Annotated in this window: 30 protein-coding genes; all 30 read left to right on the plus strand. The window is 67.5% G+C overall.

Going from position 1 to position 22,480, the window contains the following annotated elements; translation table 11 throughout:
• Positions 1-115: 115 nt before the first annotated feature.
• The 30 genes from OIE53_RS25630 (at position 116) to OIE53_RS25775 (ending at position 22,384) form a co-directional block, all read left to right on the plus strand.
• Positions 116-4,003, plus strand: coding sequence for a DNA-directed RNA polymerase subunit beta' (locus OIE53_RS25630; RefSeq protein WP_327024026.1), 3,888 nt, complete (start codon positions 116-118; stop codon positions 4,001-4,003).
• A 92-nt stretch (positions 4,004-4,095) separates the two neighbouring features.
• On the plus strand, positions 4,096-4,470 hold the full coding sequence (locus OIE53_RS25635) for a hypothetical protein (RefSeq protein ID WP_327024027.1): 375 nt from the start codon (positions 4,096-4,098) through the stop codon (positions 4,468-4,470).
• 407 nt (positions 4,471-4,877) lie between these two features.
• Positions 4,878-5,258 (plus strand): hypothetical protein, encoded by a 381-nt coding sequence (locus OIE53_RS25640; RefSeq protein ID WP_327024028.1) that lies wholly within the window; start codon positions 4,878-4,880, stop codon positions 5,256-5,258.
• 493 nt (positions 5,259-5,751) lie between these two features.
• Entirely contained in the window at positions 5,752-6,126 is a 375-nt protein-coding gene (rpsL, locus tag OIE53_RS25645; RefSeq protein WP_013735958.1) for a 30S ribosomal protein S12, read from the plus strand.
• A gap of 1 nt (position 6,127) precedes the next feature.
• Positions 6,128-6,598, plus strand: coding sequence for a 30S ribosomal protein S7 (gene rpsG, locus OIE53_RS25650; RefSeq protein WP_013735957.1), 471 nt, complete (start codon positions 6,128-6,130; stop codon positions 6,596-6,598).
• Between the two features lie 75 nt (positions 6,599-6,673).
• The gene (fusA, locus tag OIE53_RS25655) at positions 6,674-8,770 is read left to right on the plus strand and encodes an elongation factor G (RefSeq protein ID WP_327024029.1); all 2,097 of its coding nucleotides are present in this window, start codon (positions 6,674-6,676) and stop codon (positions 8,768-8,770) included.
• 215 nt (positions 8,771-8,985) lie between these two features.
• Positions 8,986-10,179 (plus strand): elongation factor Tu, encoded by a 1,194-nt coding sequence (gene tuf, locus OIE53_RS25660; RefSeq protein WP_102658909.1) that lies wholly within the window; start codon positions 8,986-8,988, stop codon positions 10,177-10,179.
• A gap of 351 nt (positions 10,180-10,530) precedes the next feature.
• Positions 10,531-10,839, plus strand: coding sequence for a 30S ribosomal protein S10 (gene rpsJ / locus OIE53_RS25665; RefSeq protein ID WP_007073037.1), 309 nt, complete (start codon positions 10,531-10,533; stop codon positions 10,837-10,839).
• Positions 10,840-10,850: 11 nt separating this feature from the next.
• The gene (gene rplC, locus OIE53_RS25670) at positions 10,851-11,516 is read left to right on the plus strand and encodes a 50S ribosomal protein L3 (protein WP_327024030.1); all 666 of its coding nucleotides are present in this window, start codon (positions 10,851-10,853) and stop codon (positions 11,514-11,516) included.
• A complete protein-coding gene (gene rplD / locus OIE53_RS25675; RefSeq protein ID WP_327024031.1) occupies positions 11,513-12,163 on the plus strand; it encodes a 50S ribosomal protein L4 in 651 nt (216 codons plus the stop codon). The genes rplC and rplD overlap by 4 nt, the downstream gene beginning before the upstream one ends.
• The gene (rplW, locus tag OIE53_RS25680) at positions 12,160-12,462 is read left to right on the plus strand and encodes a 50S ribosomal protein L23 (RefSeq protein ID WP_013735952.1); all 303 of its coding nucleotides are present in this window, start codon (positions 12,160-12,162) and stop codon (positions 12,460-12,462) included. The genes rplD and rplW overlap by 4 nt, the downstream gene beginning before the upstream one ends.
• A gap of 12 nt (positions 12,463-12,474) precedes the next feature.
• A complete protein-coding gene (rplB, locus tag OIE53_RS25685) occupies positions 12,475-13,314 on the plus strand; it encodes a 50S ribosomal protein L2 (protein WP_013735951.1) in 840 nt (279 codons plus the stop codon).
• A 12-nt stretch (positions 13,315-13,326) separates the two neighbouring features.
• The gene (gene rpsS, locus OIE53_RS25690; protein WP_013735950.1) at positions 13,327-13,608 is read left to right on the plus strand and encodes a 30S ribosomal protein S19; all 282 of its coding nucleotides are present in this window, start codon (positions 13,327-13,329) and stop codon (positions 13,606-13,608) included.
• A gap of 40 nt (positions 13,609-13,648) precedes the next feature.
• Positions 13,649-14,104, plus strand: a complete 456-nt coding sequence (gene rplV, locus OIE53_RS25695) for a 50S ribosomal protein L22 (RefSeq protein ID WP_043721958.1) — start codon at positions 13,649-13,651, stop codon at positions 14,102-14,104.
• Positions 14,104-14,958, plus strand: coding sequence for a 30S ribosomal protein S3 (gene rpsC, locus OIE53_RS25700; protein WP_102658911.1), 855 nt, complete (start codon positions 14,104-14,106; stop codon positions 14,956-14,958). Before rplV ends, rpsC begins: the two co-directional genes overlap by 1 nt.
• A gap of 3 nt (positions 14,959-14,961) precedes the next feature.
• Positions 14,962-15,387: a 50S ribosomal protein L16 gene (gene rplP / locus OIE53_RS25705; RefSeq protein WP_007465292.1), complete on the plus strand. Its 426-nt coding sequence runs from the start codon at positions 14,962-14,964 to the stop codon at positions 15,385-15,387.
• Complete coding sequence (gene rpmC, locus OIE53_RS25710) at positions 15,387-15,620, plus strand: 50S ribosomal protein L29 (RefSeq protein WP_327024032.1); 234 nt, start codon at positions 15,387-15,389, stop codon at positions 15,618-15,620. The genes rplP and rpmC overlap by 1 nt, the downstream gene beginning before the upstream one ends.
• Entirely contained in the window at positions 15,617-15,904 is a 288-nt protein-coding gene (rpsQ, locus tag OIE53_RS25715; protein ID WP_013735945.1) for a 30S ribosomal protein S17, read from the plus strand. Before rpmC ends, rpsQ begins: the two co-directional genes overlap by 4 nt.
• A gap of 95 nt (positions 15,905-15,999) precedes the next feature.
• Entirely contained in the window at positions 16,000-16,368 is a 369-nt protein-coding gene (gene rplN, locus OIE53_RS25720; protein ID WP_023358185.1) for a 50S ribosomal protein L14, read from the plus strand.
• Positions 16,365-16,685, plus strand: coding sequence for a 50S ribosomal protein L24 (gene rplX, locus OIE53_RS25725; RefSeq protein ID WP_013288626.1), 321 nt, complete (start codon positions 16,365-16,367; stop codon positions 16,683-16,685). Before rplN ends, rplX begins: the two co-directional genes overlap by 4 nt.
• Positions 16,685-17,254, plus strand: coding sequence for a 50S ribosomal protein L5 (rplE, locus tag OIE53_RS25730; protein WP_327024033.1), 570 nt, complete (start codon positions 16,685-16,687; stop codon positions 17,252-17,254). Before rplX ends, rplE begins: the two co-directional genes overlap by 1 nt.
• A gap of 1 nt (position 17,255) precedes the next feature.
• Positions 17,256-17,441 (plus strand): type Z 30S ribosomal protein S14, encoded by a 186-nt coding sequence (locus OIE53_RS25735; protein ID WP_007465272.1) that lies wholly within the window; start codon positions 17,256-17,258, stop codon positions 17,439-17,441.
• Between the two features lie 97 nt (positions 17,442-17,538).
• Positions 17,539-17,946: a 30S ribosomal protein S8 gene (rpsH, locus tag OIE53_RS25740; RefSeq protein ID WP_007073022.1), complete on the plus strand. Its 408-nt coding sequence runs from the start codon at positions 17,539-17,541 to the stop codon at positions 17,944-17,946.
• 16 nt (positions 17,947-17,962) lie between these two features.
• A complete protein-coding gene (gene rplF / locus OIE53_RS25745; protein ID WP_327024034.1) occupies positions 17,963-18,505 on the plus strand; it encodes a 50S ribosomal protein L6 in 543 nt (180 codons plus the stop codon).
• Positions 18,502-18,891 (plus strand): 50S ribosomal protein L18, encoded by a 390-nt coding sequence (rplR, locus tag OIE53_RS25750; protein ID WP_327024035.1) that lies wholly within the window; start codon positions 18,502-18,504, stop codon positions 18,889-18,891. The genes rplF and rplR overlap by 4 nt, the downstream gene beginning before the upstream one ends.
• 34 nt (positions 18,892-18,925) lie before the next feature.
• Positions 18,926-19,540 carry a 30S ribosomal protein S5 gene (rpsE, locus tag OIE53_RS25755; RefSeq protein WP_013735940.1) on the plus strand — a complete coding sequence of 205 codons (615 nt, stop codon included), beginning with the start codon at positions 18,926-18,928 and terminating at the stop codon, positions 19,538-19,540.
• Positions 19,540-19,722 (plus strand): 50S ribosomal protein L30, encoded by a 183-nt coding sequence (gene rpmD / locus OIE53_RS25760; protein WP_327024036.1) that lies wholly within the window; start codon positions 19,540-19,542, stop codon positions 19,720-19,722. The genes rpsE and rpmD overlap by 1 nt, the downstream gene beginning before the upstream one ends.
• Positions 19,722-20,165, plus strand: a complete 444-nt coding sequence (rplO, locus tag OIE53_RS25765) for a 50S ribosomal protein L15 (protein ID WP_327024038.1) — start codon at positions 19,722-19,724, stop codon at positions 20,163-20,165. The genes rpmD and rplO overlap by 1 nt, the downstream gene beginning before the upstream one ends.
• A gap of 239 nt (positions 20,166-20,404) precedes the next feature.
• A complete protein-coding gene (gene secY, locus OIE53_RS25770) occupies positions 20,405-21,730 on the plus strand; it encodes a preprotein translocase subunit SecY (protein ID WP_327024039.1) in 1,326 nt (441 codons plus the stop codon).
• Positions 21,731-22,384 carry an adenylate kinase gene (locus OIE53_RS25775; protein WP_327024040.1) on the plus strand — a complete coding sequence of 218 codons (654 nt, stop codon included), beginning with the start codon at positions 21,731-21,733 and terminating at the stop codon, positions 22,382-22,384. It abuts the gene before it with no gap.
• The last annotated feature ends 96 nt before the right edge of the window (positions 22,385-22,480 follow it).

The raw sequence follows: 22,480 nt of genomic DNA on the forward strand, positions 1-22,480 counted from the left end.
GTTGGGGGCCGTCCGGTTCGCTCTGGGCGGTCAGGCTTGATCCCGACGCGAGTCGACCGGCCCCCAACCCCGCCGAGGGCTAGCTACAGATCAGACACGACACGAGGGATATAACGTGCTCGACGTCAACTTCTTCGACGAGCTGCGCATCGGCCTTGCGACTGCGGACGACATCCGTCAGTGGTCGCACGGTGAGGTCAAGAAGCCCGAGACGATCAACTACCGCACCCTCAAGCCGGAGAAGGACGGGCTCTTCTGCGAGAAGATCTTCGGTCCGCAGCGGGACTGGGAGTGCTACTGCGGTAAGTACAAGCGGGTCCGCTTCAAGGGCATCATCTGTGAGCGCTGCGGCGTCGAGGTGACCCGCTCGAAGGTCCGCCGGGAGCGGATGGGCCACATCGAGCTGGCCGCCCCGGTGACCCACATCTGGTACTTCAAGGGTGTGCCGAGCCGGCTGGGTTACCTGCTGGACCTCGCCCCGAAGGACCTCGAGAAGATCATCTACTTCGCCTCGTACGTCGTGACGAGCGTTGACGCCGAGTCGCGTCACCGTGACCTCTCGACCATCGAGAACGAGATCCTGGCCGAGAAGCGGCAGTCGGAGAACAGCCGCGACTCGGAGATCGAGAAGCGGGCCGCCAAGCTGGAGGCCGACCTGGCCGAGCTGGAGGCCGAGGGCGCGAAGGCGGACGTCCGGCGCAAGGTCAAGGAGGGCGGAGAGCGCGAGATGCGCCAGATCCGCGACCGGGCCCAGCGCGAGATCGACCGCCTGGACGAGGTGCTGGACACCTTCCGCAAGCTGGAGCCGAAGCAGCTGGTCACCGACGAGCTGCTCTACCGCGAGCTGCGGGACCGCTTCGGCGAGTACTTCACCGGTGGCATGGGCGCCGAGGCGATCAAGGCCCTGGTGCAGAACATGGACCTCGACGCCGAGGCGGAGAGCCTGCGGGAGACCATCCGTACCGGTAAGGGTCAGCGGAAGATCCGGGCGCTCAAGCGGCTGAAGGTCGTGGCGGCGTTCCAGAACACCCGCAACTCGCCGCTGGGCATGGTGCTGGACTGCGTACCGGTGATCCCGCCGGACCTGCGTCCGATGGTGCAGCTCGACGGTGGCCGGTTCGCTACCAGCGACCTGAACGACCTGTACCGCCGGGTGATCAACCGGAACAACCGGCTCAAGCGACTGATCGACCTCGGCGCCCCCGAGATCATCGTCAACAACGAGAAGCGGATGCTCCAGGAGGCCGTCGACGCGCTGTTCGACAACGGCCGTCGGGGCCGGCCGGTCACCGGTCCGGGTAACCGTCCGCTGAAGTCGCTGTCCGACATGCTCAAGGGCAAGCAGGGCCGGTTCCGTCAGAACCTGCTGGGCAAGCGCGTCGACTACTCCGGCCGTTCGGTCATCGTGGTCGGCCCGAAGCTCAAGCTGCACCAGTGCGGCCTGCCCAAGCAGATGGCGCTGGAGCTGTTCAAGCCGTTCGTGATGAAGCGGCTGGTCGACCTCAACCACGCCCAGAACATCAAGTCCGCCAAGCGGATGGTCGAGCGGCAGCGGCCGGTCGTGTGGGACGTGCTGGAAGAGGTCATCGGCGAGCACCCGGTGCTGCTCAACCGCGCACCGACCCTGCACCGACTGGGCATCCAGGCCTTCGAGCCGCAGCTGGTCGAGGGCAAGGCCATCCAGATCCACCCGCTGGTCTGCACCGCGTTCAACGCCGACTTCGACGGTGACCAGATGGCGGTGCACGTGCCGCTGTCCGCCGAGGCCCAGGCCGAGGCGCGGATCCTGATGCTGTCGTCGAACAACATCCTCAAGCCGGCCGACGGCAAGCCGGTCACCATGCCCACCCAGGACATGGTCATCGGCCTGTACCACCTCACCCACCTCACCACCGGTGAGCGGGGCGAGGGCCGGGCGTTCAGCTCGGACGCCGAGGCGCGGATGGCGTACGACAACGGCGAGCTGCACCTCCAGGCACCGGTCAAGATCCGGCTGCAGGGTGTGGTCGAGGTCGACAACGGCGCTGGTGGGCAGCCGTGGACCCCGCCGGAGGACTGGACCCCGGGTCAGCCGCTGACGGTGGAGACCACCCTGGGCCGGGTGCTGTTCAACGAGACCCTGCCGCAGGGCTACCGGTACGTGAACTACGAGATCCGCAAGGGTCAGCTCTCCGCGATCGTCAACGACCTCGCCGAGCGGTTCCCGAAGGTGGCCCTGGCGGCCACCCTCGACGGGCTCAAGGAGGCCGGTTTCCACTGGGCCACCTGGTCCGGCGTGACCATCGGCATGGAGGACGTCATCGCTCCGCCGCGCAAGCGGGAGATCCTGGAGAAGTACGAGAAGGAAGCCGACCGGATCGACAAGCAGTACCAGCGTGGTCTGATGACCGCCGAGGAGCGTCGCGGCGAGCTCATCGAGATCTGGACCAAGGCGACCAACGAGGTCGCCAAGGAGATGGACACCGCGCTGCCGCAGGAGAACCCACTGTGGAAGATGATCAACTCGGGTGCTCGCGGTAACCTGCTCCAGCTCCGGCAGATCGCGGCGATCCGTGGTCTGGTGGCCAACCCGAAGGGTGAGATCATCCCGCGGCCGATCAAGGCCAGCTACCGGGAGGGTCTGTCCGTGCTGGAGTACTTCATCTCCACCCACGGTGCCCGTAAGGGTCTCGCGGACACCGCCCTGCGTACCGCCGACTCGGGTTACCTGACCCGTCGTCTGGTGGACGTCTCGCAGGACGTCATCATCCGCGAGGAGGACTGCGGTACCGACCGGGCCATCCCGATGCAGATCGGTCAGCAGCTCGACGGCCGGCTGGTGGTGCACGAGCACGCGGAGACCAGCGTGCACGCCCGTACCCTGGCCGACGACATCAAGGGGCCGGACGGCACCGTCGTCGCCGAGCGGGGCTCGGACATCAACTCGATCCTGGTCGACAAGATCGTCGCCGCCGGGGTGGAGACCGTCCGGGTGCGCAGCGTGCTCACCTGCGAGTCGAAGCTGGGCGTCTGTGGTGCGTGCTACGGCCGCTCGCTGCCGACCGGCAAGATCGTGGACGTCGGCGAGGCGGTCGGCATCATCGCCGCCCAGTCGATCGGTGAGCCGGGTACCCAGCTGACGATGCGTACCTTCCACACCGGTGGTGTCGCGGGTGAGGACATCACCCAGGGTCTGCCCCGTGTCCAGGAGATCTTCGAGGCCCGGATCCCGAAGGGCAAGGCGCCGATCGCCGACACCCCCGGCCGGATCCGGATCGAGGACGGCGAGCGGTCGCGCAAGATCGTCGTGATCCCGGACGACGGCAGCGACGAGATCGTGTACGACAAGATCTCGAAGCGGGTCCGGCTGCGGGCGCACGACGGCGACCACGTCGAGGTCGGCGAGAAGCTCACCGAGGGCACCATCGACCCGCACGAGCTGCTGCGCATCCTCGGCCCGCGCGCGGTCCAGGTCCACCTGACCCAGGAGGTCCAGGAGGTCTACCGCTCGCAGGGTGTGCTCATCCACGACAAGCACATCGAGATCATCATCCGCCAGATGCTCAAGCGGGTGACGGTCATCGACTCCGGCTCGACCGAGTTCCTGCCGGGTGTGCTGGTCGACCGGGCGCTGTTCGAGTCGGAGAACCGCCGGCTCGTCGGCGAGGGCGGCGAGCCCGCAGCCGGACGTCCGGTGCTGATGGGTATCACCAAGGCCTCGCTGGCCACCGACTCCTGGCTCTCGGCGGCCTCCTTCCAGGAGACCACCCGGGTGCTGACCGACGCGGCGATCCACGCCCGCAGCGACTCGCTGATCGGTCTCAAGGAGAACGTGATCATCGGTAAGCTCATCCCGGCCGGTACCGGCATCAGCAAGTACCGCAACGTCCGGGTCGAGCCGACCGAGGAGGCCAAGGCCAAGGTCTACTCGATGACCGGATACCCGGAGACCGACTACGGCTTCGGGCCGGCCAGCGGCCAGGCGGTTCCGCTGGACGACTTCGACTTCGGGTCGTACCGCTAATATCCGCTGCACCGACGAGGCCCCCGGCATCCGCCGGGGGCCTCGTCGTCGGTGGTCCTCCCGATTCGCTTCGGGCACGGCATGATGGAGCCATGACGACCGCCGCCGGACCGATGCCGGTCGCTTCACTGCCCGGGCCTCCACGGCATCCACTGGACCCGGACCCGGTTCGGGCCACGAAGGCACGGGCCGTCTTCGCGCTCGGCCTGATGGGTGCGTTGACCGGGCTGTTCATCGGGGGAGTGGTACCGGCCACGATCGCCCTCCAGTTGGCCCGGCAGGCCCGCCGTGAGGCGTACGCCTCAGGGGGTTTTCTCACCGGCGCGGCCTGGCTGCGGCGGGGGGAGAGCCTGGCCTGGACGGGCCTGATGCTGGTCGCGGTGAGTGTGGTCGTGCTGGTGGTGATCGGCGTGATCCGGCTCGCCGAGGCGCCCTACGGTCAGGATTTCGCACCGAACGTGGACTGAGGTCCGCACCGGGGCGGGCGCTCGGCTGGGGTGCCGCCGTCTCCGGCGCCGGGGGGCTGATCGGCGACGGTAGCCTGACGGTGTCCACCGCGCGGCGGTGGACGCGGTCGATGAGGAGGATCCCCGTGACGGAACCGGCGCGTCCCGAGAGCGGCGAACCCGCTCAGCCCGCCGCCGGGCCTCCGGGGCCTGAGACACCCGAACCGCCCCGGTGGGCGCCACCGGGGCCTTGGGCGGCGAACCAACCCGCCGGGTACGCCCCGTCCCCGCCGGCCCCGTTCCCGTCCGCGCCGGGTGGGCCACCGCCGGGTGGGCCCGGTGCCGGTGCGCCGGCGGGCTGGGGTGCCGCGGCAGGGCGGGGTGCTGTCGTTCCGCCACCGCAGGAACGGCCCCGGCCGCCGAGTCGGGTGGAGCCCGTACCGGGCACCCCCTTCGCCATGGTGCACCTGGATGTGCCGCCGGTCACCTCGGGCCTGGCGGTCGGCTCGCTGGTCGCGGGCATCGTCTCCATCCTGGTGTCTTTCCTGGTCCTCTGCGTGGGTGGGGTGGGGGGTGGGCTGAACGGGGTCTGGGCCGCCGGCTCCTTCGCCACTCTGGGCGGCCTGACCGGGGCCGGTGCCCTCGTCGCCGGCCTGCTGGGCATGCGGCAGATCCGTCGACCGGCGCCCCCGCCGGGGGTGCGGTTCACCGGCCGGGGTCTGGCCATCGCCGGGGTCAGCTGCGGCGGTGCCGGACTGCTGTTGAGCCTGCTGGGCGTGGGTCTGGCCCTGCTGATGACCCTGGCCTGACCGGGCCGGCCGACCCGGGCGGCGGGCGGGTGTGGTCGGGCTCGGGGGTCGGCGGGTGGTTTCCGGTGGAGCCGGTACACTTGGCGTCGTAGGTGCCCATCACGGGCGGGCGGAGCGACGGAGCCGATAGCCGAGCGGTGAGAAGTTCGGCAGGTCTCCCGTTTTGACCTGCACGGCTGTGGTAGGTACTCTTTCCCCTTGTGCCCGGGCTCGCCTGGGCAAATCGTGCGTGCGCTGGATCCGGCCTCCGGTTTCCGGAAGGCGCCACGACTGAGCCAAAGATCCGGCGTACGGGCCTCCGTGTGCCGGTGACAGACCCCGGGGCTGCGCTTCATCCGCGCGGAACCGGGACCGTGATCGGGCGACACGCCCGACCGCGGGTGCCGGGACCTCCGTGAGGTGGCCCTGGTCGGAATGTAGGAGAGCCGGTCATCAGGTCGGCTACGACAGACGGCGCGGTCGCGACAGCGGCCGAAGGGAGCGGAGAAACCCGGTGCCCACGATCCAACAGCTGGTCCGAAAGGGCCGCCAGGCGAAGACCACCAAGACCAAGACCCCGGCGCTGAAGGGTTCCCCTCAGCGGCGCGGCGTGTGCACCCGCGTGTACACCACCACCCCGAAGAAGCCGAACTCGGCGCTGCGCAAGGTTGCTCGTGTCAAGCTCAGCAGCCAGGTCGAGGTGACCGCCTACATCCCGGGCGTCGGGCACAACCTGCAGGAGCACTCGATCGTGCTCGTCCGCGGTGGCCGTGTGAAGGACCTCCCCGGCGTGCGTTACAAGATCGTCCGCGGCTCGCTGGACACCCAGGGTGTCCGCAACCGCAAGCAGGCGCGCAGCCGTTACGGCGCGAAGAAGGAGAAGAGCTGACATGCCGCGTAAGGGACCTGCCCCGCGTAAGCCGCTGGTCGCTGACCCGGTGTACAACTCGCCGCTGGTCACCCAGCTGGTAAACAAGATCCTGCTCCGCGGCAAGCGTCAGCTCGCCGAGCGCATCGTCTACGCCGCCCTGGAGGGCTGCCGCGAGAAGAGTGGCACCGATCCGGTCGTCACCCTCAAGCGCGCGATGGACAACGTCAAGCCGACCCTCGAGGTCCGCAGCCGCCGTGTCGGTGGCGCGACCTACCAGGTTCCGGTCGAGGTCCGTCCGGCCCGGGCCACCACCCTGGGCCTGCGCTGGCTGGTCACCTACTCCCGCGCCCGCCGCGAGAAGACCATGGTCGAGCGACTGATGAACGAGCTGCTGGACGCGAGCAACGGCCTCGGCGCCGCCGTCAAGCGGCGTGAGGACACCCACAAGATGGCGGAGTCCAACAAGGCCTTCGCGCACTACCGCTGGTAACACCTGAGGTCCCGGCGCCTACCGGCGCCGGGACCGCCACCAGTTGTGTCGGGACGACGATAAGTAGGGATTGAAGTGGCCGCCGCAGACGCGCTCGCCAACGTACGCAACATCGGCATCATGGCGCACATCGATGCCGGTAAGACCACTACCACCGAGCGGATCCTGTTCTACACCGGTATCACGTACAAGATCGGTGAGGTTCATGAGGGCGGCGCCGTCATGGACTGGATGGAGCAGGAGCAGGAGCGCGGTATCACCATCACTTCCGCCGCCACGAAGTGCGAGTGGAAGGGCCACACGATCCAGATCATCGACACGCCCGGCCACGTCGACTTCACGGTCGAGGTGGAGCGGTCGCTTCGGGTGCTGGATGGTGCGGTCGCGGTCTACGACGGTGTGGCCGGCGTGGAGCCGCAGACGGAGAACGTCTGGCGTCAGGCGGACAAGTACAACGTCCCCCGGATGTGTTTCGTCAACAAGCTCGACCGCACCGGCGCGGACTTCTTCCGCTGCGTGCAGATGATGATCGACCGGCTGAACGCCACTCCGCTGGTGCTCCAGATCCCGATCGGCGCCGAGAGTGACTTCATCGGCGTGGTCGACCTGGTCGAGATGCGCGCCCTCACCTGGCGTGGCGAGACCCAGAAGGGTGAGGACTACGCGGTCGAGGAGATCCCGGCCGACCTGGCTGACTCCGCTGCCGAGTGGCGCGAGAAGCTGATGGAGACCCTGGCCGACGTCGACGACGCGGTGATGGAGAAGTACCTGGAGGGCGAGGAGATCTCCGTCGAGGAGGTCAAGGCCGCCATCCGTCGGGCCACCATCGCCGGCAAGGCCAACCCGGTCTTCACCGGTACCGCCTTCAAGAACAAGGGCATCCAGCCGATGCTGGACGCGGTCGTCGCGTACCTGCCCTCGCCGCTGGACATCCCGGCGATCGAGGGTACGGCCACCGACGGCGAGACCCCGTTGCAGCGCAAGCCCTCGGTCTCCGAGCCCTTCTCCGGCCTGGCCTTCAAGATCCAGACGGACAAGCACCTCGGCAAGCTCACCTACGTGCGGATCTACTCCGGCACCCTTGAGTCCGGCTCCCAGGTGGTCAACTCCACCAAGGACCGCAAGGAGCGGATCGGCAAGATCTACCAGATGCACGCCAACAAGCGGGAAGAGCGCAGCACCGCGAAGGCCGGCGACATCATCGCGGTGCAGGGTCTGAAGCAGACCACCACCGGTGACACCCTGTGCGACCCGGCGAACCCGGTGATCCTGGAGTCGATGACCTTCCCGGAGCCGGTCATCGAGGTGGCCATCGAGCCGAAGACCAAGGCCGACCAGGAGAAGCTCAGCACCGCCATCCAGCGGCTGGCCGAGGAGGACCCGACCTTCCGCGTCAAGCTGGACGATCAGACCGGTCAGACGGTCATCTCCGGCATGGGCGAGCTGCATCTGGACATCTTGGTCGACCGGATGCGCCGCGAGTTCAACGTCGAGGCGAACATCGGTAAGCCGCAGGTGGCGTACCGCGAGACCATCCGCCGCAAGGTGGAGAAGGTCGAGTACACCCACAAGAAGCAGACCGGTGGTTCCGGCCAGTACGCCCGGGTGATCGTCAGCCTGGAACCGCTGCCGCTGGGCAACGACGCCCCGACCTACGAGTTCGCCAACGCGGTCACCGGTGGCCGTATCCCCCGGGAGTTCATTCCCTCGGTGGACGCGGGTGCGCAGGACGCCATGCAGTACGGCATCCTGGCCGGCTTCCCGCTGGTGGGCGTCAAGCTGACGCTGCTGGACGGGCAGTACCACGAGGTCGACTCGTCGGAAATGGCGTTCAAGATCGCCGGTTCGATGGTGATGAAGGACGCGGCCCGCAAGGCCGATCCCGCGCTGCTCGAGCCGATGATGGCTGTTGAGGTCACCACTCCTGAGGAGAACATGGGTGACGTCATCGGCGACCTCAACTCCCGCCGTGGCATCATCCAGGCGATGGAGGAGCGCAGCGGCGCCCGCGTCGTCCGGGCTCTGGTGCCGCTGTCGGAGATGTTCGGCTACGTCGGCGACCTGCGGTCGAAGACCCAGGGCCGGGCTAGCTACAGCATGCAGTTCGACTCCTACGCCGAGGTTCCGGCCTCGGTGGCCAAGGAGATCATCGCCAAGGCGACGGGTGAGTGACGTCCGCCTGAGCTGATCCGACGGTGGTCGCGGGAGGTTTCCCCGACCGCGACCACCTCGGTCGGATTGGGTGAATTCCGGGCCTGTAGGCTTCATCGCCGCAGAGCCCACAAAAGCTTCCCGGCCGTCTGGCCGGAAAGGCTGTCGACAGAGTCCTAAGCGCCACTCGTGGCGTACCGGGGCGAACGAACCAAGAAGTCCACAGGAGGACACCAGTGGCGAAGGCGAAGTTCGAGCGGACTAAGCCGCACGTCAACATCGGCACCATTGGTCACATCGACCACGGTAAGACGACGCTGACGGCGGCCATCACCAAGGTCCTGCACGACCAGTACCCGGACCTGAACCCGTACACGCCGTTCGACGAGATCGACAAGGCGCCGGAGGAGAAGGCCCGCGGCATCACGATCTCGATCGCGCACGTCGAGTACCAGACCGAGGCGCGGCACTACGCGCACGTCGACTGCCCCGGTCACGCCGACTACATCAAGAACATGATCACCGGTGCCGCCCAGATGGACGGCGCGATCCTGGTGGTCGCCGCGACCGACGGCCCGATGCCGCAGACCCGCGAGCACGTGCTGCTGGCCCGCCAGGTCGGCGTGCCGTACATCGTCGTGGCGCTCAACAAGAGCGACATGGTCGACGACGAGGAGCTGCTGGAGCTCGTCGAGCTCGAGGTTCGTGAGCTGCTCTCGTCGCAGGAGTACCCGGGCGACGACCTGCCGGTCGTGCGGGTCTCGGCGCTCAAGGCCCTGGAGGGCGACCCGGAGTGGACCGGGCGCCTGCTGGAGCTGATGAACGCTGTCGACACCGCGATCCCGCAGCCGGAGCGCGAGACCGAGAAGCCGTTCCTGATGCCGATCGAGGACGTCTTCACGATCACCGGTCGTGGCACCGTCGTCACCGGTCGCGCGGAGCGCGGCATCCTCAAGCCGAACGAGGAGGTGGAGATCGTCGGTATCCGCGAGAAGTCGCAGAAGACGGTCTGCACCGGCATCGAGATGTTCCGCAAGCTGCTCGACGAGGCCCGCGCGGGCGAGAACGTCGGTCTGCTGCTGCGTGGCATCAAGCGCGAGGACGTCGAGCGCGGCATGGTGGTCGTCAAGCCGGGCACCACGACCCCGCACACCGAGTTCGAGGCGACGGTCTACATCCTCTCGAAGGAGGAGGGCGGCCGGCACACCCCGTTCTTCCAGAACTACCGTCCGCAGTTCTACTTCCGGACCACGGACGTCACCGGTGTCGTCACCCTTCCCGAGGGCACCGAGATGGTCATGCCGGGCGACAACACCACGATGACCGTGAAGCTGATCCAGCCCATCGCGATGGAGGAAAACCTCAAGTTCGCGATCCGGGAGGGTGGCCGTACGGTCGGCGCTGGTCGCGTCACCAAGATCATCAAGTGAGCTAGGTAACCCCGATTAGACCCGCCGCCGGTCGTGCGGCATACTAGTCAGGTTGCGTAACGACAGTTCGCTGCCCGTGTTCGACTCACGTCGAACCTCCGGGTAGGCAGAGCAGTCGGGCGTGGGGTGGTTGGCGGCCCGTCCGTCAACCACCCTCGCGCGGCGTTCAGGTCGCGGTAGTGCGATCGGCGCCTGGACCCACCACGGTCTCAGATCGCCCCGGAAGCTCGGGGCGGAGCTAGGCCAGAGGGCGCGACACGCCCGACCGCGGGGGTGGGCGAATAGGGTCTGTACCAGCCGGTACAGGACACCCGCAACACAGCGGCATCGAGAGAAGGAACAGAAGCCACCATGGCGGGACAGAAGATCCGCATCCGGCTCAAGGCCTATGACCACGAGGTCGTCGACTCCTCGGCTCGGAAGATCGTCGAGACGGTGACGCGCACCGGGGCGCAGGTCGCGGGCCCGGTGCCGCTGCCCACGGAGATCAACCGTTTCTGCGTCATCCGCTCGCCGCACAAGTACAAGGACTCGCGCGAGCACTTCGAGATGCGTACGCACAAGCGGCTGATCGACATCATCGACCCGACCCCGAAGACGGTCGACTCGCTCATGCGCCTCGACCTGCCGGCTGGCGTCGACATCGAGATCAAGCTGTAGGGACCGGACACATGGACAGGCAAGTTAAGGGGATCCTGGGCGCGAAGCTCGGCATGACCCAGGTCTGGGACAACAACAAGGTTGTTCCGGTGACCGTGGTTCAGGCCGGCCCCTGCGTCATCACCCAGGTTCGTGACGCCGACAAGGACGGTTACTCCGCGGTCCAGCTGGCGTACGGCACGATCGACCCGCGCAAGGCCAAGAAGCCGCTGCGTGGGCACTACGCCAAGGCTGACGTGGCGCCGCGCCGGCACATCGTCGAGCTGCGCACCTCCGACGCCGCGGACTACTCGCTCGGTCAGGAGATCACGGTCGAGGAGTTCCCGGCCGGCGTCTCCATCGACGTCACCGGCAAGACCAAGGGCAAGGGCTTCGCCGGCGCGATGAAGCGGCACGGCTTCCACGGTCTGCGGGCCAGCCACGGTGTCGAGCGCAAGCACCGCTCGCCGGGCTCCATCGGCGCCTGCGCCACCCCGGGCCGGGTCTTCAAGGGCACCCGGATGGCGGGTCGCATGGGTGGCGTGCGCTACACCGTGCAGAACCTGACCGTCCAGGCGGTCGACACTGAGAACAACCTCCTGCTCGTCCGCGGTGCCATTCCCGGCCCGAAGGGCGCGCTGGTCCTGGTCCGCACCGCGGCCAAGGCGAAGGTGAAGAAGGGCGGTGTGGCCAAGTGAGCACGGTTGACGTCTTGAACTCCGAAGGCACCAAGACCGGCTCGGTCGAGCTGCCCGGTGACATCTTCGACGTGCAGGCCAACGTGCCCCTGATGCACCAGGTCGTGGTGGCGCAGCTGGCCGCGGCCCGGCAGGGCACCCACAAGACCAAGACCCGGGGCGAAGTCTCCGGTGGCGGCAAGAAGCCTTACAAGCAGAAGGGCACCGGTCGGGCCCGGCAGGGCTCGATCCGCGCGCCGCAGTTCGCCGGCGGTGGCGTGGTCCACGGCCCGGTGCCGCGCGACTACAGCCAGCGCACCCCGAAGAAGATGAAGGCCGCCGCCCTGCGTGGCGCCCTGTCGGACCGGGCCCGCGCCGGGCAGGTGCACGTCGTCGAGGCGTTCGTCTCGGGCGAGAAGCCGTCGACCAAGGCCGCTCTGGCCACGCTCGCCAAGCTGACCGAGGCCCGCCGGGTGCTGGTCGTGCTGAGCAGTGTCGACGAGCTGAACTGGGTGTCGCTGCGCAACGAGCCGCGGGTGCACCTGATCGAAGCCGGCCAGCTGAACACGTACGACGTGCTGGTGGCCGACGATGTGGTCTTCACCAAGGAGGCCCTGGACGAGTTCCTGGGCGTTCCCGCCGAGACCACCGAGGAGGGTGGCAAGTGAGCACGATCGCCGACCCGCGCGACATCATCGTGGCGCCGGTCGTCTCGGAGAAGAGCTACAGCGAGCTGAACCGCAACTGGTACACCTTCCTGGTGCACCCGGACGCGAACAAGACCGCGATCAAGATCGCTATCGAGCAGATCTTCAACGTCCGTGTCCTGACGGTCAACACGCTCAACCGCGAGGGCAAGCGCAAGCGGACCCGTACCGGGTTCGGTAAGCGCAAGAACACCAAGCGCGCGATGGTGAAGCTGGCTGAGGGCGACCGTATCGAGGCCTTCGGCGGCCCGGTCAGCTGAGGGGTGTAGACAATGGCTATCCGTAAGTACAAGCCGACGACGCCGGGCCGGCGTGGCTCCAGCGTCGCCGACTTCGCCGAGATCACCCGGTCGACGCCGGAGAAGTCGCTGCTGGCACCGCTGCCCAAGAAGGGTGGGCGTAACGCCCACGGGCGGATCACCGCCCGGCACCAGGGTGGCGGCCACAAGCGGCAGTATCGGATCATCGACTTCAAGCGGGTCGACAAGGACGGCGTGCCGGCCAAGGTCGCGCACATCGAGTACGACCCGAACCGCACCGCGCGCATCGCGCTGCTGCACTACGCCGACGGCGAGAAGCGGTACATCATCGCGCCGAAGGACCTGAAGCAGGGCGACCGGGTCGAGTCCGGTCCGGGCGCCGACATCAAGCCGGGCAACAACCTGCCGCTGCGCAACATCCCGGTCGGTACCACCATCCACAACGTGGAGCTGCGCCCGGGTGGCGGGGCCAAGCTGGCCCGCTCGGCCGGCGTCGGCATCCAGCTGCTCGGCCGGGAGGGCGTGTACGCCACCCTGCGTATGCCCTCGGGTGAGATCCGGCGGGTGGACGTGCGCTGCCGGGCCAGCATCGGCGAGATCGGCAACGCCGACCAGTCGAACATCAACTGGGGTAAGGCCGGCCGGATGCGGTGGAAGGGCAAGCGCCCGACCGTCCGTGGTGTGGCCATGAACCCGGTCGACCACCCGCACGGTGGTGGCGAGGGCAAGACCTCCGGTGGTCGCCACCCGGTCAACCCGCAGGGTAAGCCCGAGGGCCGCACCCGTCGTAAGGGCCAGCCGAGTGACCGGCTGATCGTCCGCCGCCGCTACGCCACGCGTAAGCGCGGCTGAGGGAGATAAGACATGCCTCGCAGCCTGAAGAAGGGCCCGTTCATCGACGACCACCTGCTCAAGAAGGTGGAGACGCAGAACGAAAAGGGCTCGAAGAACGTCATCAAGACCTGGTCGCGGCGCTCGACGATCATCCCGGAGATGCTCGGGCACACGATCGCGGTGCACGACGGACGTAAGCACGTCCCGGTGTTCGTGACCGAGGCCATGGTCGGGCACAAGCTCGGCGAGTTCGCGTTGACCCGTACGTTCAAGGGTCACGAAAAGGACGACCGGAAGAGCCGCCGGCGCTGACGCCGCGGGCATACGGATAGAGGATCAAGGGGTTACAGCGATGCCAGGAAAGGGCGACGCTCCGGTGCTTCCGGGCGCGCGGGCGGTTGCGCGATACGTGCGCATCTCGCCGATGAAGGCGCGCCGGGTGGTCAACCTCGTCCGCGGCCTGCCCGCGAAGGAGGCTCTCACGGTGCTGCAGTTCGCGCCGCAGGCTGCGAGCGAGCAGGTGTACAAGGTGCTCGCGAGTGCGATCGCCAACGCGGAGAACAACGAGCGGCTGGACCCCGACGCGTTGCTCGTCAGCGAGGCGTTCGTGGACGAGGGCCCGACCATGAAGCGGTTCCAGCCGCGGGCGCAGGGCCGGGCGTACCGGATCCGTAAGCGCACCTGCCACATCACGGTGGCGGTCGAGGCGGTGGCGCCGGCCGCGCCGAAGAAGTCGGCGAAGAAGGCGGCACCGGCGGCGCAGAGCGCACCGGCCGAGACGCAGAGCAACACGGAGGGCGCCGAGTAATGGGTCAGAAGGTTCACCCGCACGGGTTCCGCCTCGGCATCTCGACCGACTGGAAGTCCCGCTGGTTCGCGGACAAGCTCTACAAGGACTACATCGGCGAGGATGTCAAGATCCGCCGGATGATGTCCAAGGGTCTGGAGCGGGCCGGCATCTCCAAGGTCGACATCGAGCGCACCCGCGACCGGGTCCGGGTCGACATCCACACCGCCCGGCCGGGCATCGTCATCGGCCGTAAGGGTGCGGAGGCCGACCGGATCCGTGGCGAGCTGGAGAAGCTCACCGGCAAGCAGGTGCAGCTGAACATCATCGAGGTGAAGAACCCCGAGTCGGACGCGCAGCTGGTCGCCCAGGGCGTGGCCGAGCAGCTCTCCAGCCGGGTCAGCTTCCGTCGGGCGATGCGCAAGGCGATGCAGTCGGCGATGAAGAACCCGATGTGCAAGGGCATCCGGGTGCAGGTCTCGGGTCGCCTCGGCGGCGCCGAGATGAGCCGCACGGAGTTCTACCGCGAGGGTCGGGTTCCGCTGCACACGCTGCGGGCCAACATCGAGTACGGCTTCTTCGAGGCCCGTACCACCTTCGGCCGCATCGGCGTGAAGGTCTGGATCTACAAGGGTGACGCGGTGCCGGGTCGGGAGACTCCGGCCGAGGCGCCGTCGCGCCCGCGCCGGGATCGGGGTGACCGCCCCGAGCGGCCGCGTCGTGGTCGCTCCGGTTCGTCCGGTACGACCTCCGGTGGTACCGAGGCCGGCCGGGCTGCCGCGACGACCGTCGCGCAGCAGGCCGAGACGCCGAGTGGCGAGCCGGTGGACACGTCCGCCGTCGCCGCCGCGGCAGAAACGCAGCAGGAGGGCTGACAGATGCTGATGCCGCGCAAGCCCCCGAAGGGCTTCCGCAAGCCGCACCACCCGGACCGCAGTGGCGCGTCCAAGGGCGGCAACCGGGTGGTGTTCGGCGAGTTCGGGATCCAGGCTCTCGAGCCGGCGTACGTGACCAACCGGCAGATCGAGTCGGCGCGTATCGCGATGACCCGCCACATCAAGCGTGGCGGCAAGGTCTGGATCACCATTTTCCCGGACCAGGCCCTCACCAAGAAGCCGGCCGAAACGCGGATGGGTTCCGGTAAGGGCTCGCCGGAGTGGTGGGTCGCCAATGTCAAGCCGGGGCGGGTTCTCTTCGAGATGTCCTTCCCGAACGAGCAGATCGCGCGAGAGGCGATGCGTCGCGCGATCCACAAGCTCCCGATGAAGTGCCGGATTGTGACGCGCGAAGTGGGTGAATCCTGATGGCAGCGGGCGTTAAGGCCTCCGAGCTGCGTGAGCTCTCCGAGGAGGAGCTGGTCACGAAGCTGCGTGAGGCCAAGGCGGAGCTGTTCAACCTCCGCGTGCAGGCCGCAACCGGGCAGCTGGACAACAACCGGCGGCTGCAGGTCATCCGTCGGGAGATCGCCCGGATCTACACGATCATGCGTGAGCGCGAGCTGGGGCTCTCGGTCGCGCCGACTGAGGTGGCTTCATGAGCGAGAACACGACGACCGCGGGCGCGGAGCTCGTGCGAGGACGCCGTAAGGTCCGTGAGGGCCTGGTGGTCAGCGACAAGATGGACAAGACCGTCGTGGTCGAGGTCGAGGACCGGGTCAAGCACGCGCTGTACGGCAAGATCATGCGCCGGACCAGCAAGCTCAAGGTCCACGACGAGCAGAACTCCGCCGGCATCGGCGACCGGGTCCTGATCATGGAGACCCGTCCGCTGTCCGCGACCAAGCGGTGGCGGCTCGTGGAGATCCTCGAGAAGGCCAAGTAGCGAAGGCTCGAGCTCGGCCGGATCGGTCGGGCGCAGGTTCCGCCAGGCTCCGGCCGCTCCGGCGGCCGGAGAACCGGCAGACATAGGAGATAGACGTGATTCAGCAGGAGTCGCGACTGCGCGTCGCCGACAACACGGGTGCCCGGGAGATCCTGTGCATCCGAGTTCTCGGTGGCTCCGGTCGGCGCTACGCGAGCATCGGCGACGTCATCGTCGCCACCGTCAAGGACGCCATCCCCGGTGCTGGTGTGAAGAAGGGTGACGTCGTCAAGGCGGTCATCGTCCGCACCGCCAAGGAGAGGCGCCGGCCGGACGGGTCGTACATCCGCTTCGACGAGAACGCCGCCGTCATCATCAAGGACGGCGGGGACCCGCGAGGTACCCGCATCTTCGGCCCGGTCGGTCGTGAGCTGCGGGACAAGCGGTTCATGAAGATCATCTCTCTCGCGCCGGAGGTGTTGTGACCGTGAAGGTCAAGAAGGGCGACACGGTCGTCGTCATCGCCGGCAAGGACAAGGGTGCCAAGGGCAAGGTCATCGCGGCCTACCCGCGGCAGGACAAGGTCCTGGTCGAGGGCGTGAACCGGGTCAAGAAGCACACTCGCATCAGCACCACTCAGCGTGGCGCCAAGACCGGTGGCATCGTCACCCAGGAGGCCCCGATCCACGTCTCGAACGTGATGGTCCTGGACTCCGACGGCAAGCCGACCCGTGTCGGTTACCGCATCGACGACAACGGCCAGAAGGTCCGCATCGCGCGTAGCACCGGTAAGGACCTGTGATGACCACGGCTACCGAAACCAAGTCCATGCCGCGCCTCAAGGAGCGGTACCGCAACGAGATCGTGGCGAAGCTGCGCGAGCAGAACGACTACGCCAACCCGATGCAGGTGCCGCGGTTGGTGAAGATCGTCGTCAACATGGGTGTCGGCGAGGCTGCTCGCGACGCCAAGCTCATCGACGGTGCGGTCCGCGATCTGGCCACGATCACCGGCCAGAAGCCGCAGGTCCGGCGGGCGAAGAAGTCCATCGCGCAGTTCAAGCTGCGGGAGGGAATGCCGATCGGCGCGAAGGTGACCCTGCGCGGCGACCGGATGTGGGAGTTCCTGGACCGGCTGCTGTCCATCGCGCTGCCGCGTATCCGTGACTTCCGCGGCCTCGACGGGCGCAAGCTCGACGGGCACGGCAACTACACGTTCGGTCTGACCGAGCAGTCGGTGTTCCACGAGATCGATCAGGACAAGATCGATCGCCAGCGGGGCATGGACATCACGGTGGTCACGACCGCCACGACCGACGACGAGGGCCGGGCGCTGCTCAAGCTCCTGGGCTTCCCGTTCAAGGAGAACTGAGATGGCCAAGAAGGCGCTGATCATCAAGGCGGCCGCGAAGCCGAAGTTCTCGGTTCGCGCGTACACCCGCTGCCAGCGGTGCGGGCGTCCCAAGGCGGTCTACCGCAAGTTCGGGCTCTGCCGGGTGTGCATCCGGGAGATGGCCCACCGCGGTGAGCTGCCCGGCGTGTCCAAGGCTTCCTGGTAATAGCCCGGCGCCGCGCCCCGCGCGTTAGCTGGACTGTCTCTTCGCCGTAGGCCTGCGCGAGCCGCGGGAACCCCGGCGAGAAAGGTTGACGAGTTACATGACGATGACCGACCCGATCGCAGACATGCTCACGCGTCTGCGTAACGCCAACCAGGCGTACCACGACCGGGTGACGATGCCCTACTCGAAGATCAAGGCGAACATCGCCGAGGTCCTCAAGACCGAGGGTTACATCGCCACCTGGTCGGTCGAGGAGCCCGAAGAGGGTGCCGTCGGCAAGCGACTGGTCGTCGAGCTGAAGTACGGCCAGAACCGGGAGCGGAGCCTGGCCGGTATCAAGCGTGTCTCCAAGCCCGGTCTGCGGGTGTACGCCAAGTCGGACGGGCTCCCGCGGGTGCTCGGCGGGCTGGGCGTGGCGATCATTTCGACGTCCCAGGGGCTGCTCACCGACCGGCAGGCCCGCAAGCGGAGCGTTGGCGGGGAAGTCCTCGCCTTCGTCTGGTAACGGGAGACAGGTAGAAATGTCGCGTATTGGACGTAAGTCGATCCCGGTACCTGCCGGCGTCGACGTGACGATCGACGGCCGGACCGTCAAGGTCAAGGGCCCCAAGGGCGAGCTGTCGCACACTCTGGCCGAGCCGATCTCCATCGAGCGGGCCGAGGACGGGCAGTTGAGCGTCAACCGCCCGAACGACGAGCGCAAGGCCAAGGAACTGCACGGCCTGAGCCGTACCCTGGTCGCCAACATGATCGTCGGAGTCACCGAGGGCTACCGCAAGAGCCTGGAGATCTCCGGCACCGGTTACCGGGTCACGGCCAAGGGCAAGGACCTCGAGTTCGCGCTCGGGTTCTCGCACCCGGTCACGGTCCCCGCGCCGGACGGCATCACCTTCACGGTGGAGAAGCCGACGCTGTTCCACGTGGCCGGCATCGACAAGCAGCAGGTCGGTGAGGTTGCCGCCAACATCCGGAAGATCCGCCCGCCGGAGCCCTACAAGGGCAAGGGTGTCAAGTACCAGGGCGAGGTCATCCGCCGCAAGGCTGGAAAGGCAGGTAAGAAGTGAGCGCCACGCTGCTCAAGCGCCGCCGCGGCGTCGCCGCCAAGCGTGCCGTCGGGCGTGCGCGTCGGCACTTCCGGGTCCGCAAGAGCGTCAGCGGTACGCCCGAGCGCCCGCGCCTGGTCGTCACCCGTTCGCTGCGGCACATCGTCGCCCAGATCGTGGACGACACCAAGGGGCACACCCTGGCGTCGGCCTCGACCCTGGACGCCTCGGTGCGCGGCACGGAGGGCGACAAGAGCGCCCTGGCCGGCAAGGTCGGCACCCTGCTCGCCGAGCGGGCCAAGGCTGCCGGCATCTCCAAGGTCGTCTTCGACCGCGGTGGCAACCGGTACGCGGGGCGGGTAGCCGCGCTTGCCGACGCCGCCCGCGAAGCCGGGCTCGAGTTCTGACAATCCCCGTCACGAGAGAAAAGGAAGGCTGCTGATGCCAGGTCAACAGCGCCGTGGCGGCGGGTCCGGTGGCAACGAGGGTGGTCGCCGCGACAACCGCCGTGAGGGCGGCCGCGGAAACGCGCCCGCCGAGAAGACCCCGCACCTTGAGCGGGTCGTCGCGATCAACCGTGTCGCCAAGGTCGTGAAGGGCGGTCGTCGCTTCAGCTTCACCGCCCTGGTGATCGTGGGCGACGGCGACGGCACCGTGGGCGTGGGCTACGGAAAGGCCAAGGAGGTGCCCGCGGCGATCGCCAAGGGCGTCGAGGAGGCCAAGAAGCACTTCTTCAAGGTGCCGCGGATCGGTTCCTCGATCCCGCACCCGGTGCAGGGCGAGGCCGCTGCCGGTGTGGTGCTGCTCAAGCCGGCCTCGGCCGGTACGGGTGTCATCGCCGGTGGTCCGGTGCGTGCCGTGCTGGAGTGCGCGGGCATCCACGACGTGCTCTCCAAGAGCCTCGGATCGTCCAACCCGATCAACATCGTGCACGCCACCGTGGCTGCGCTGAAGGGGCTTGAGTCCCCCGAGGCCGTCGCGGCGCGTCGAGGCCTGCCGGTGGAGGACGTCGCTCCGGCCGCCATGCTGGCGTCGCGGGCGGGGGTGGCTTCCTGATGGCACGGCTGAAGGTCACCCAGGTTCGTTCCGAGATCGGGACCAAGCACAACCAGCGTGAGTCGCTGCGTTCGCTCGGTCTCAAGCGGATCAACGACGTGGTGGTCAAGGAAGACCGGCCCGAGATCCGCGGCATGATCTTCAAGGTCAGCCACCTCGTGAAGGTCGAGGAGGTCGAGTAATGACGATCAAGGTCCACCACCTGCGCCCGGCGCCGGGGGCCAAGACCGCGAAGACCCGTGTGGGTCGCGGTGAGGGCTCCAAGGGCAAGACCGCCGGTCGGGGTACCAAGGGTTCCAAGGCCCGAAAGAACATCTCGGCGGCGTTCGAGGGTGGGCAGATGCCCATCCACATGCGACTGCCGAAGCTCAAGGGCTTCAAGAACAAGTTCAAGGTGGTCTTCCAGGTGGTCAACCTGGACCGACTGGCTGAATTGTTCCCCAACGGCGGTCAGGTCGGCCCGGCCGAACTGGTCGAGGCCGGCGCGGTCCGCAAGGGCCAGCCGATCAAGGTTCTCGGCTCCGGGGATCTGGGCGGGGTTGCCCTCCAGGTCTCGGCGCACGCCTTCAGCGCGTCCGCCAAGGAGAAGATCGCCGCCGCCGGTGGCTCGGTAACAGAGCTGTAAGCTGCAAAAACGTATGGCGCCCGCCAGTTGATCCCAGCTGGCGGGCGCCCTGCTCTCAACTCGGGCGTGTGCGCCCGGTAACATCGGAATTGGTTTATGTAGCCGGGCACACCTGCCCGGACCGGGATCGGGCTGTTAGAGTCCCTTCCCAGCATGGAGAATCGGGCACCTGCCCGGCACCACCACCACCCCGATCCGCCAGGGATGCCCGGCGGCCCGCCTCGCGCAGGAGGAAGAAGTTGCTGTCCGCCTTTCTCAGTGCGTTCCGTACGCCTGACCTGCGCAAGAAGCTGCTGTTCACAGTAGGCATCATCGCGATCTACCGGCTCGGCGCCACCCTGCCCAGCCCAGGTGTCTCGTACGGCAACGTGCAGAAGTGCCTCGACACGATCGAGGGCTCCACCGGTGTGCTGAACCTGCTCGACCTCTTCTCGGGCGGCGCACTGCTCCAGCTGTCGGTCTTCGCGCTGGGCATCATGCCCTACATCACCGCGTCGATCATCCTTCAGCTGCTGACGGTGGTGATCCCCCGGCTCGAGCAGCTCCGCAAGGAGGGCCAGGCCGGCCAGGCGAAGATCACCCAGTACACCCGCTACCTGACTCTCGGCCTCGGTGTCCTCCAGGCCTCGGCGTTCGTGGCGCTGGCCCGCTCCGGTCAGCTGTTCAACAACCAGTGCGACCAGTTCCCGATCATCCCTGAGGGCACCGGCATCCCGGACTGGCTGACGCTGTCCGTCCTGGTGATGACGATGACCGCCGGTACCGGTGTGGTCATGTGGCTCGGTGAGCTGATCACCGACCGCGGCGTCGGCAACGGCATGTCCGTCCTGATCTTCACCTCGATCGCCGCCCGGCTCCCCAGCGAGGGCTGGCGGATCAAGGAGAGCCAGGGCTGGTTCAAGTTCTTCCTCGTCATCGCTCTGGTCCTGGTGGTCATCACCGCGGTCACCTTCATCGAGCAGGCCCAGCGCCGGATCCCGGTGCAGTACGCCAAGCGCATGATCGGCCGGCGGATGTACGGCGGCACCTCGACCTACATCCCGCTGAAGGTCAACCAGGCGGGTGTCATCCCGGTCATCTTCGGTTCCTCGCTGCTCTACCTGCCGCAGCTGGCGCTGCAGTTCTTCGACCAGAACGACCCGGGCAAGACCCAGGCGTGGATCCAGAACAACCTGGTCGATCCGACCAGCCCGATCTACATCTCGGTCTACTTCCTTCTGATCATCTTCTTCACCTACTTCTACGTCTCGATCACGTTCAACCCGACCGAGGTCGCGGACAACATGAAGAAGTACGGCGGGTTCGTGCCGGGCATCCGCCCCGGCAAGCCCACCGCCGACTACCTGGACTTCATCCTCAGCCGCATCACCCTGCCGGGGGCGCTGTACCTCGCGATCATCTCGATCCTGCCGAACTTCTTCTTCATCTGGCTGGACCGGCAGCAGTACCTCAACTTCCCGTTCGGTGGTACCGCTGTGCTGATCATGGTCGGTGTTGCTCTCGAGACCAGCAAGCAGATCGAGAGCCAACTGATGCAGCGGAACTACGAAGGGTTCCTGCGGTAGATGAGACTGGTTCTGGTTGGCCCGCCGGGTGCGGGCAAGGGCACACAGGCAGAGTTCATCGCCGCGCACCTGTCCGTTCCGAAGATCTCGACCGGCGACATCTTCCGGGCCAACGTCTCACAGGGCACGCCGTTGGGCGTCGAGGCCAAGCGCTACATGGACGCCGGCAAGCTGGTCCCGGACGAGGTCACCATCAACATGGTCCGGGACCGGCTGGCCGAGCCGGACACCGCCGAGGGCTTCCTGCTCGACGGTTTCCCGCGGACCACTCCGCAGGCGGCGGCGCTGGACAAGCTCCTCGCTGACCTGGGCACCGCCCTGGACATCGTGCTGGAGCTGGTGGTCGACGACGACGAGGTGATCCGGCGGTTGTCCGGCCGGCGCACCTGCCGGGGCTGCGGCAAGATCTGGCATGTCGAGTTCGACGCGACCAGCCGGGAGGGCATCTGCGACCGTTGCGGCGCCGAGCTCTTCCAGCGCGACGACGACAAGCCGGAGACCATCGCCGCCCGGCTGCGGGAGTACGCGGAAAAGACCGCACCCCTGGTGGACTACTACGGTGCCCAGGGCAAGCTGGTCGGCATCGACGCCACCGGCCCGGTGGAGGACGTCACCGTCCGCGCGATCGACGCCCTGCGGTCCTACGGGAGCTGAACAGGGTCGGCTCACCGCCGTCCGGATAGAGAGTGCGAACAGCGGGGTACGCTCAGCGTGCCCCGCTGGTTCGTGGCAACGAAAGGTATCGCCTCC

The sequence above is a fragment of the Micromonospora sp. NBC_01739 genome, from assembly GCF_035920385.1.
In the GTDB taxonomy this organism is placed as follows: domain Bacteria; phylum Actinomycetota; class Actinomycetes; order Mycobacteriales; family Micromonosporaceae; genus Micromonospora.

Coding starts and splice junctions, on each gene's coding strand:
- OIE53_RS25635 (WP_327024027.1), top strand. CDS start 4,096: ATGACGACCGCCGCCGGACCGATGCCGGTCGCTTCACTGCCCGGGCCT.
- rpsG (WP_013735957.1), top strand. CDS start 6,128: ATGCCGCGTAAGGGACCTGCCCCGCGTAAGCCGCTGGTCGCTGACCCG.
- rpsJ (WP_007073037.1), top strand. CDS start 10,531: ATGGCGGGACAGAAGATCCGCATCCGGCTCAAGGCCTATGACCACGAG.
- rplC (WP_327024030.1), top strand. CDS start 10,851: ATGGACAGGCAAGTTAAGGGGATCCTGGGCGCGAAGCTCGGCATGACC.
- rplB (WP_013735951.1), top strand. CDS start 12,475: ATGGCTATCCGTAAGTACAAGCCGACGACGCCGGGCCGGCGTGGCTCC.
- rpsS (WP_013735950.1), top strand. CDS start 13,327: ATGCCTCGCAGCCTGAAGAAGGGCCCGTTCATCGACGACCACCTGCTC.
- rplV (WP_043721958.1), top strand. CDS start 13,649: ATGCCAGGAAAGGGCGACGCTCCGGTGCTTCCGGGCGCGCGGGCGGTT.
- rpsC (WP_102658911.1), top strand. CDS start 14,104: ATGGGTCAGAAGGTTCACCCGCACGGGTTCCGCCTCGGCATCTCGACC.
- rplP (WP_007465292.1), top strand. CDS start 14,962: ATGCTGATGCCGCGCAAGCCCCCGAAGGGCTTCCGCAAGCCGCACCAC.
- rpmC (WP_327024032.1), top strand. CDS start 15,387: ATGGCAGCGGGCGTTAAGGCCTCCGAGCTGCGTGAGCTCTCCGAGGAG.
- rpsQ (WP_013735945.1), top strand. CDS start 15,617: ATGAGCGAGAACACGACGACCGCGGGCGCGGAGCTCGTGCGAGGACGC.
- rplE (WP_327024033.1), top strand. CDS start 16,685: ATGACCACGGCTACCGAAACCAAGTCCATGCCGCGCCTCAAGGAGCGG.
- OIE53_RS25735 (WP_007465272.1), top strand. CDS start 17,256: ATGGCCAAGAAGGCGCTGATCATCAAGGCGGCCGCGAAGCCGAAGTTC.
- rpsH (WP_007073022.1), top strand. CDS start 17,539: ATGACGATGACCGACCCGATCGCAGACATGCTCACGCGTCTGCGTAAC.
- rplF (WP_327024034.1), top strand. CDS start 17,963: ATGTCGCGTATTGGACGTAAGTCGATCCCGGTACCTGCCGGCGTCGAC.
- rpsE (WP_013735940.1), top strand. CDS start 18,926: ATGCCAGGTCAACAGCGCCGTGGCGGCGGGTCCGGTGGCAACGAGGGT.
- rpmD (WP_327024036.1), top strand. CDS start 19,540: ATGGCACGGCTGAAGGTCACCCAGGTTCGTTCCGAGATCGGGACCAAG.
- rplO (WP_327024038.1), top strand. CDS start 19,722: ATGACGATCAAGGTCCACCACCTGCGCCCGGCGCCGGGGGCCAAGACC.
- OIE53_RS25775 (WP_327024040.1), top strand. CDS start 21,731: ATGAGACTGGTTCTGGTTGGCCCGCCGGGTGCGGGCAAGGGCACACAG.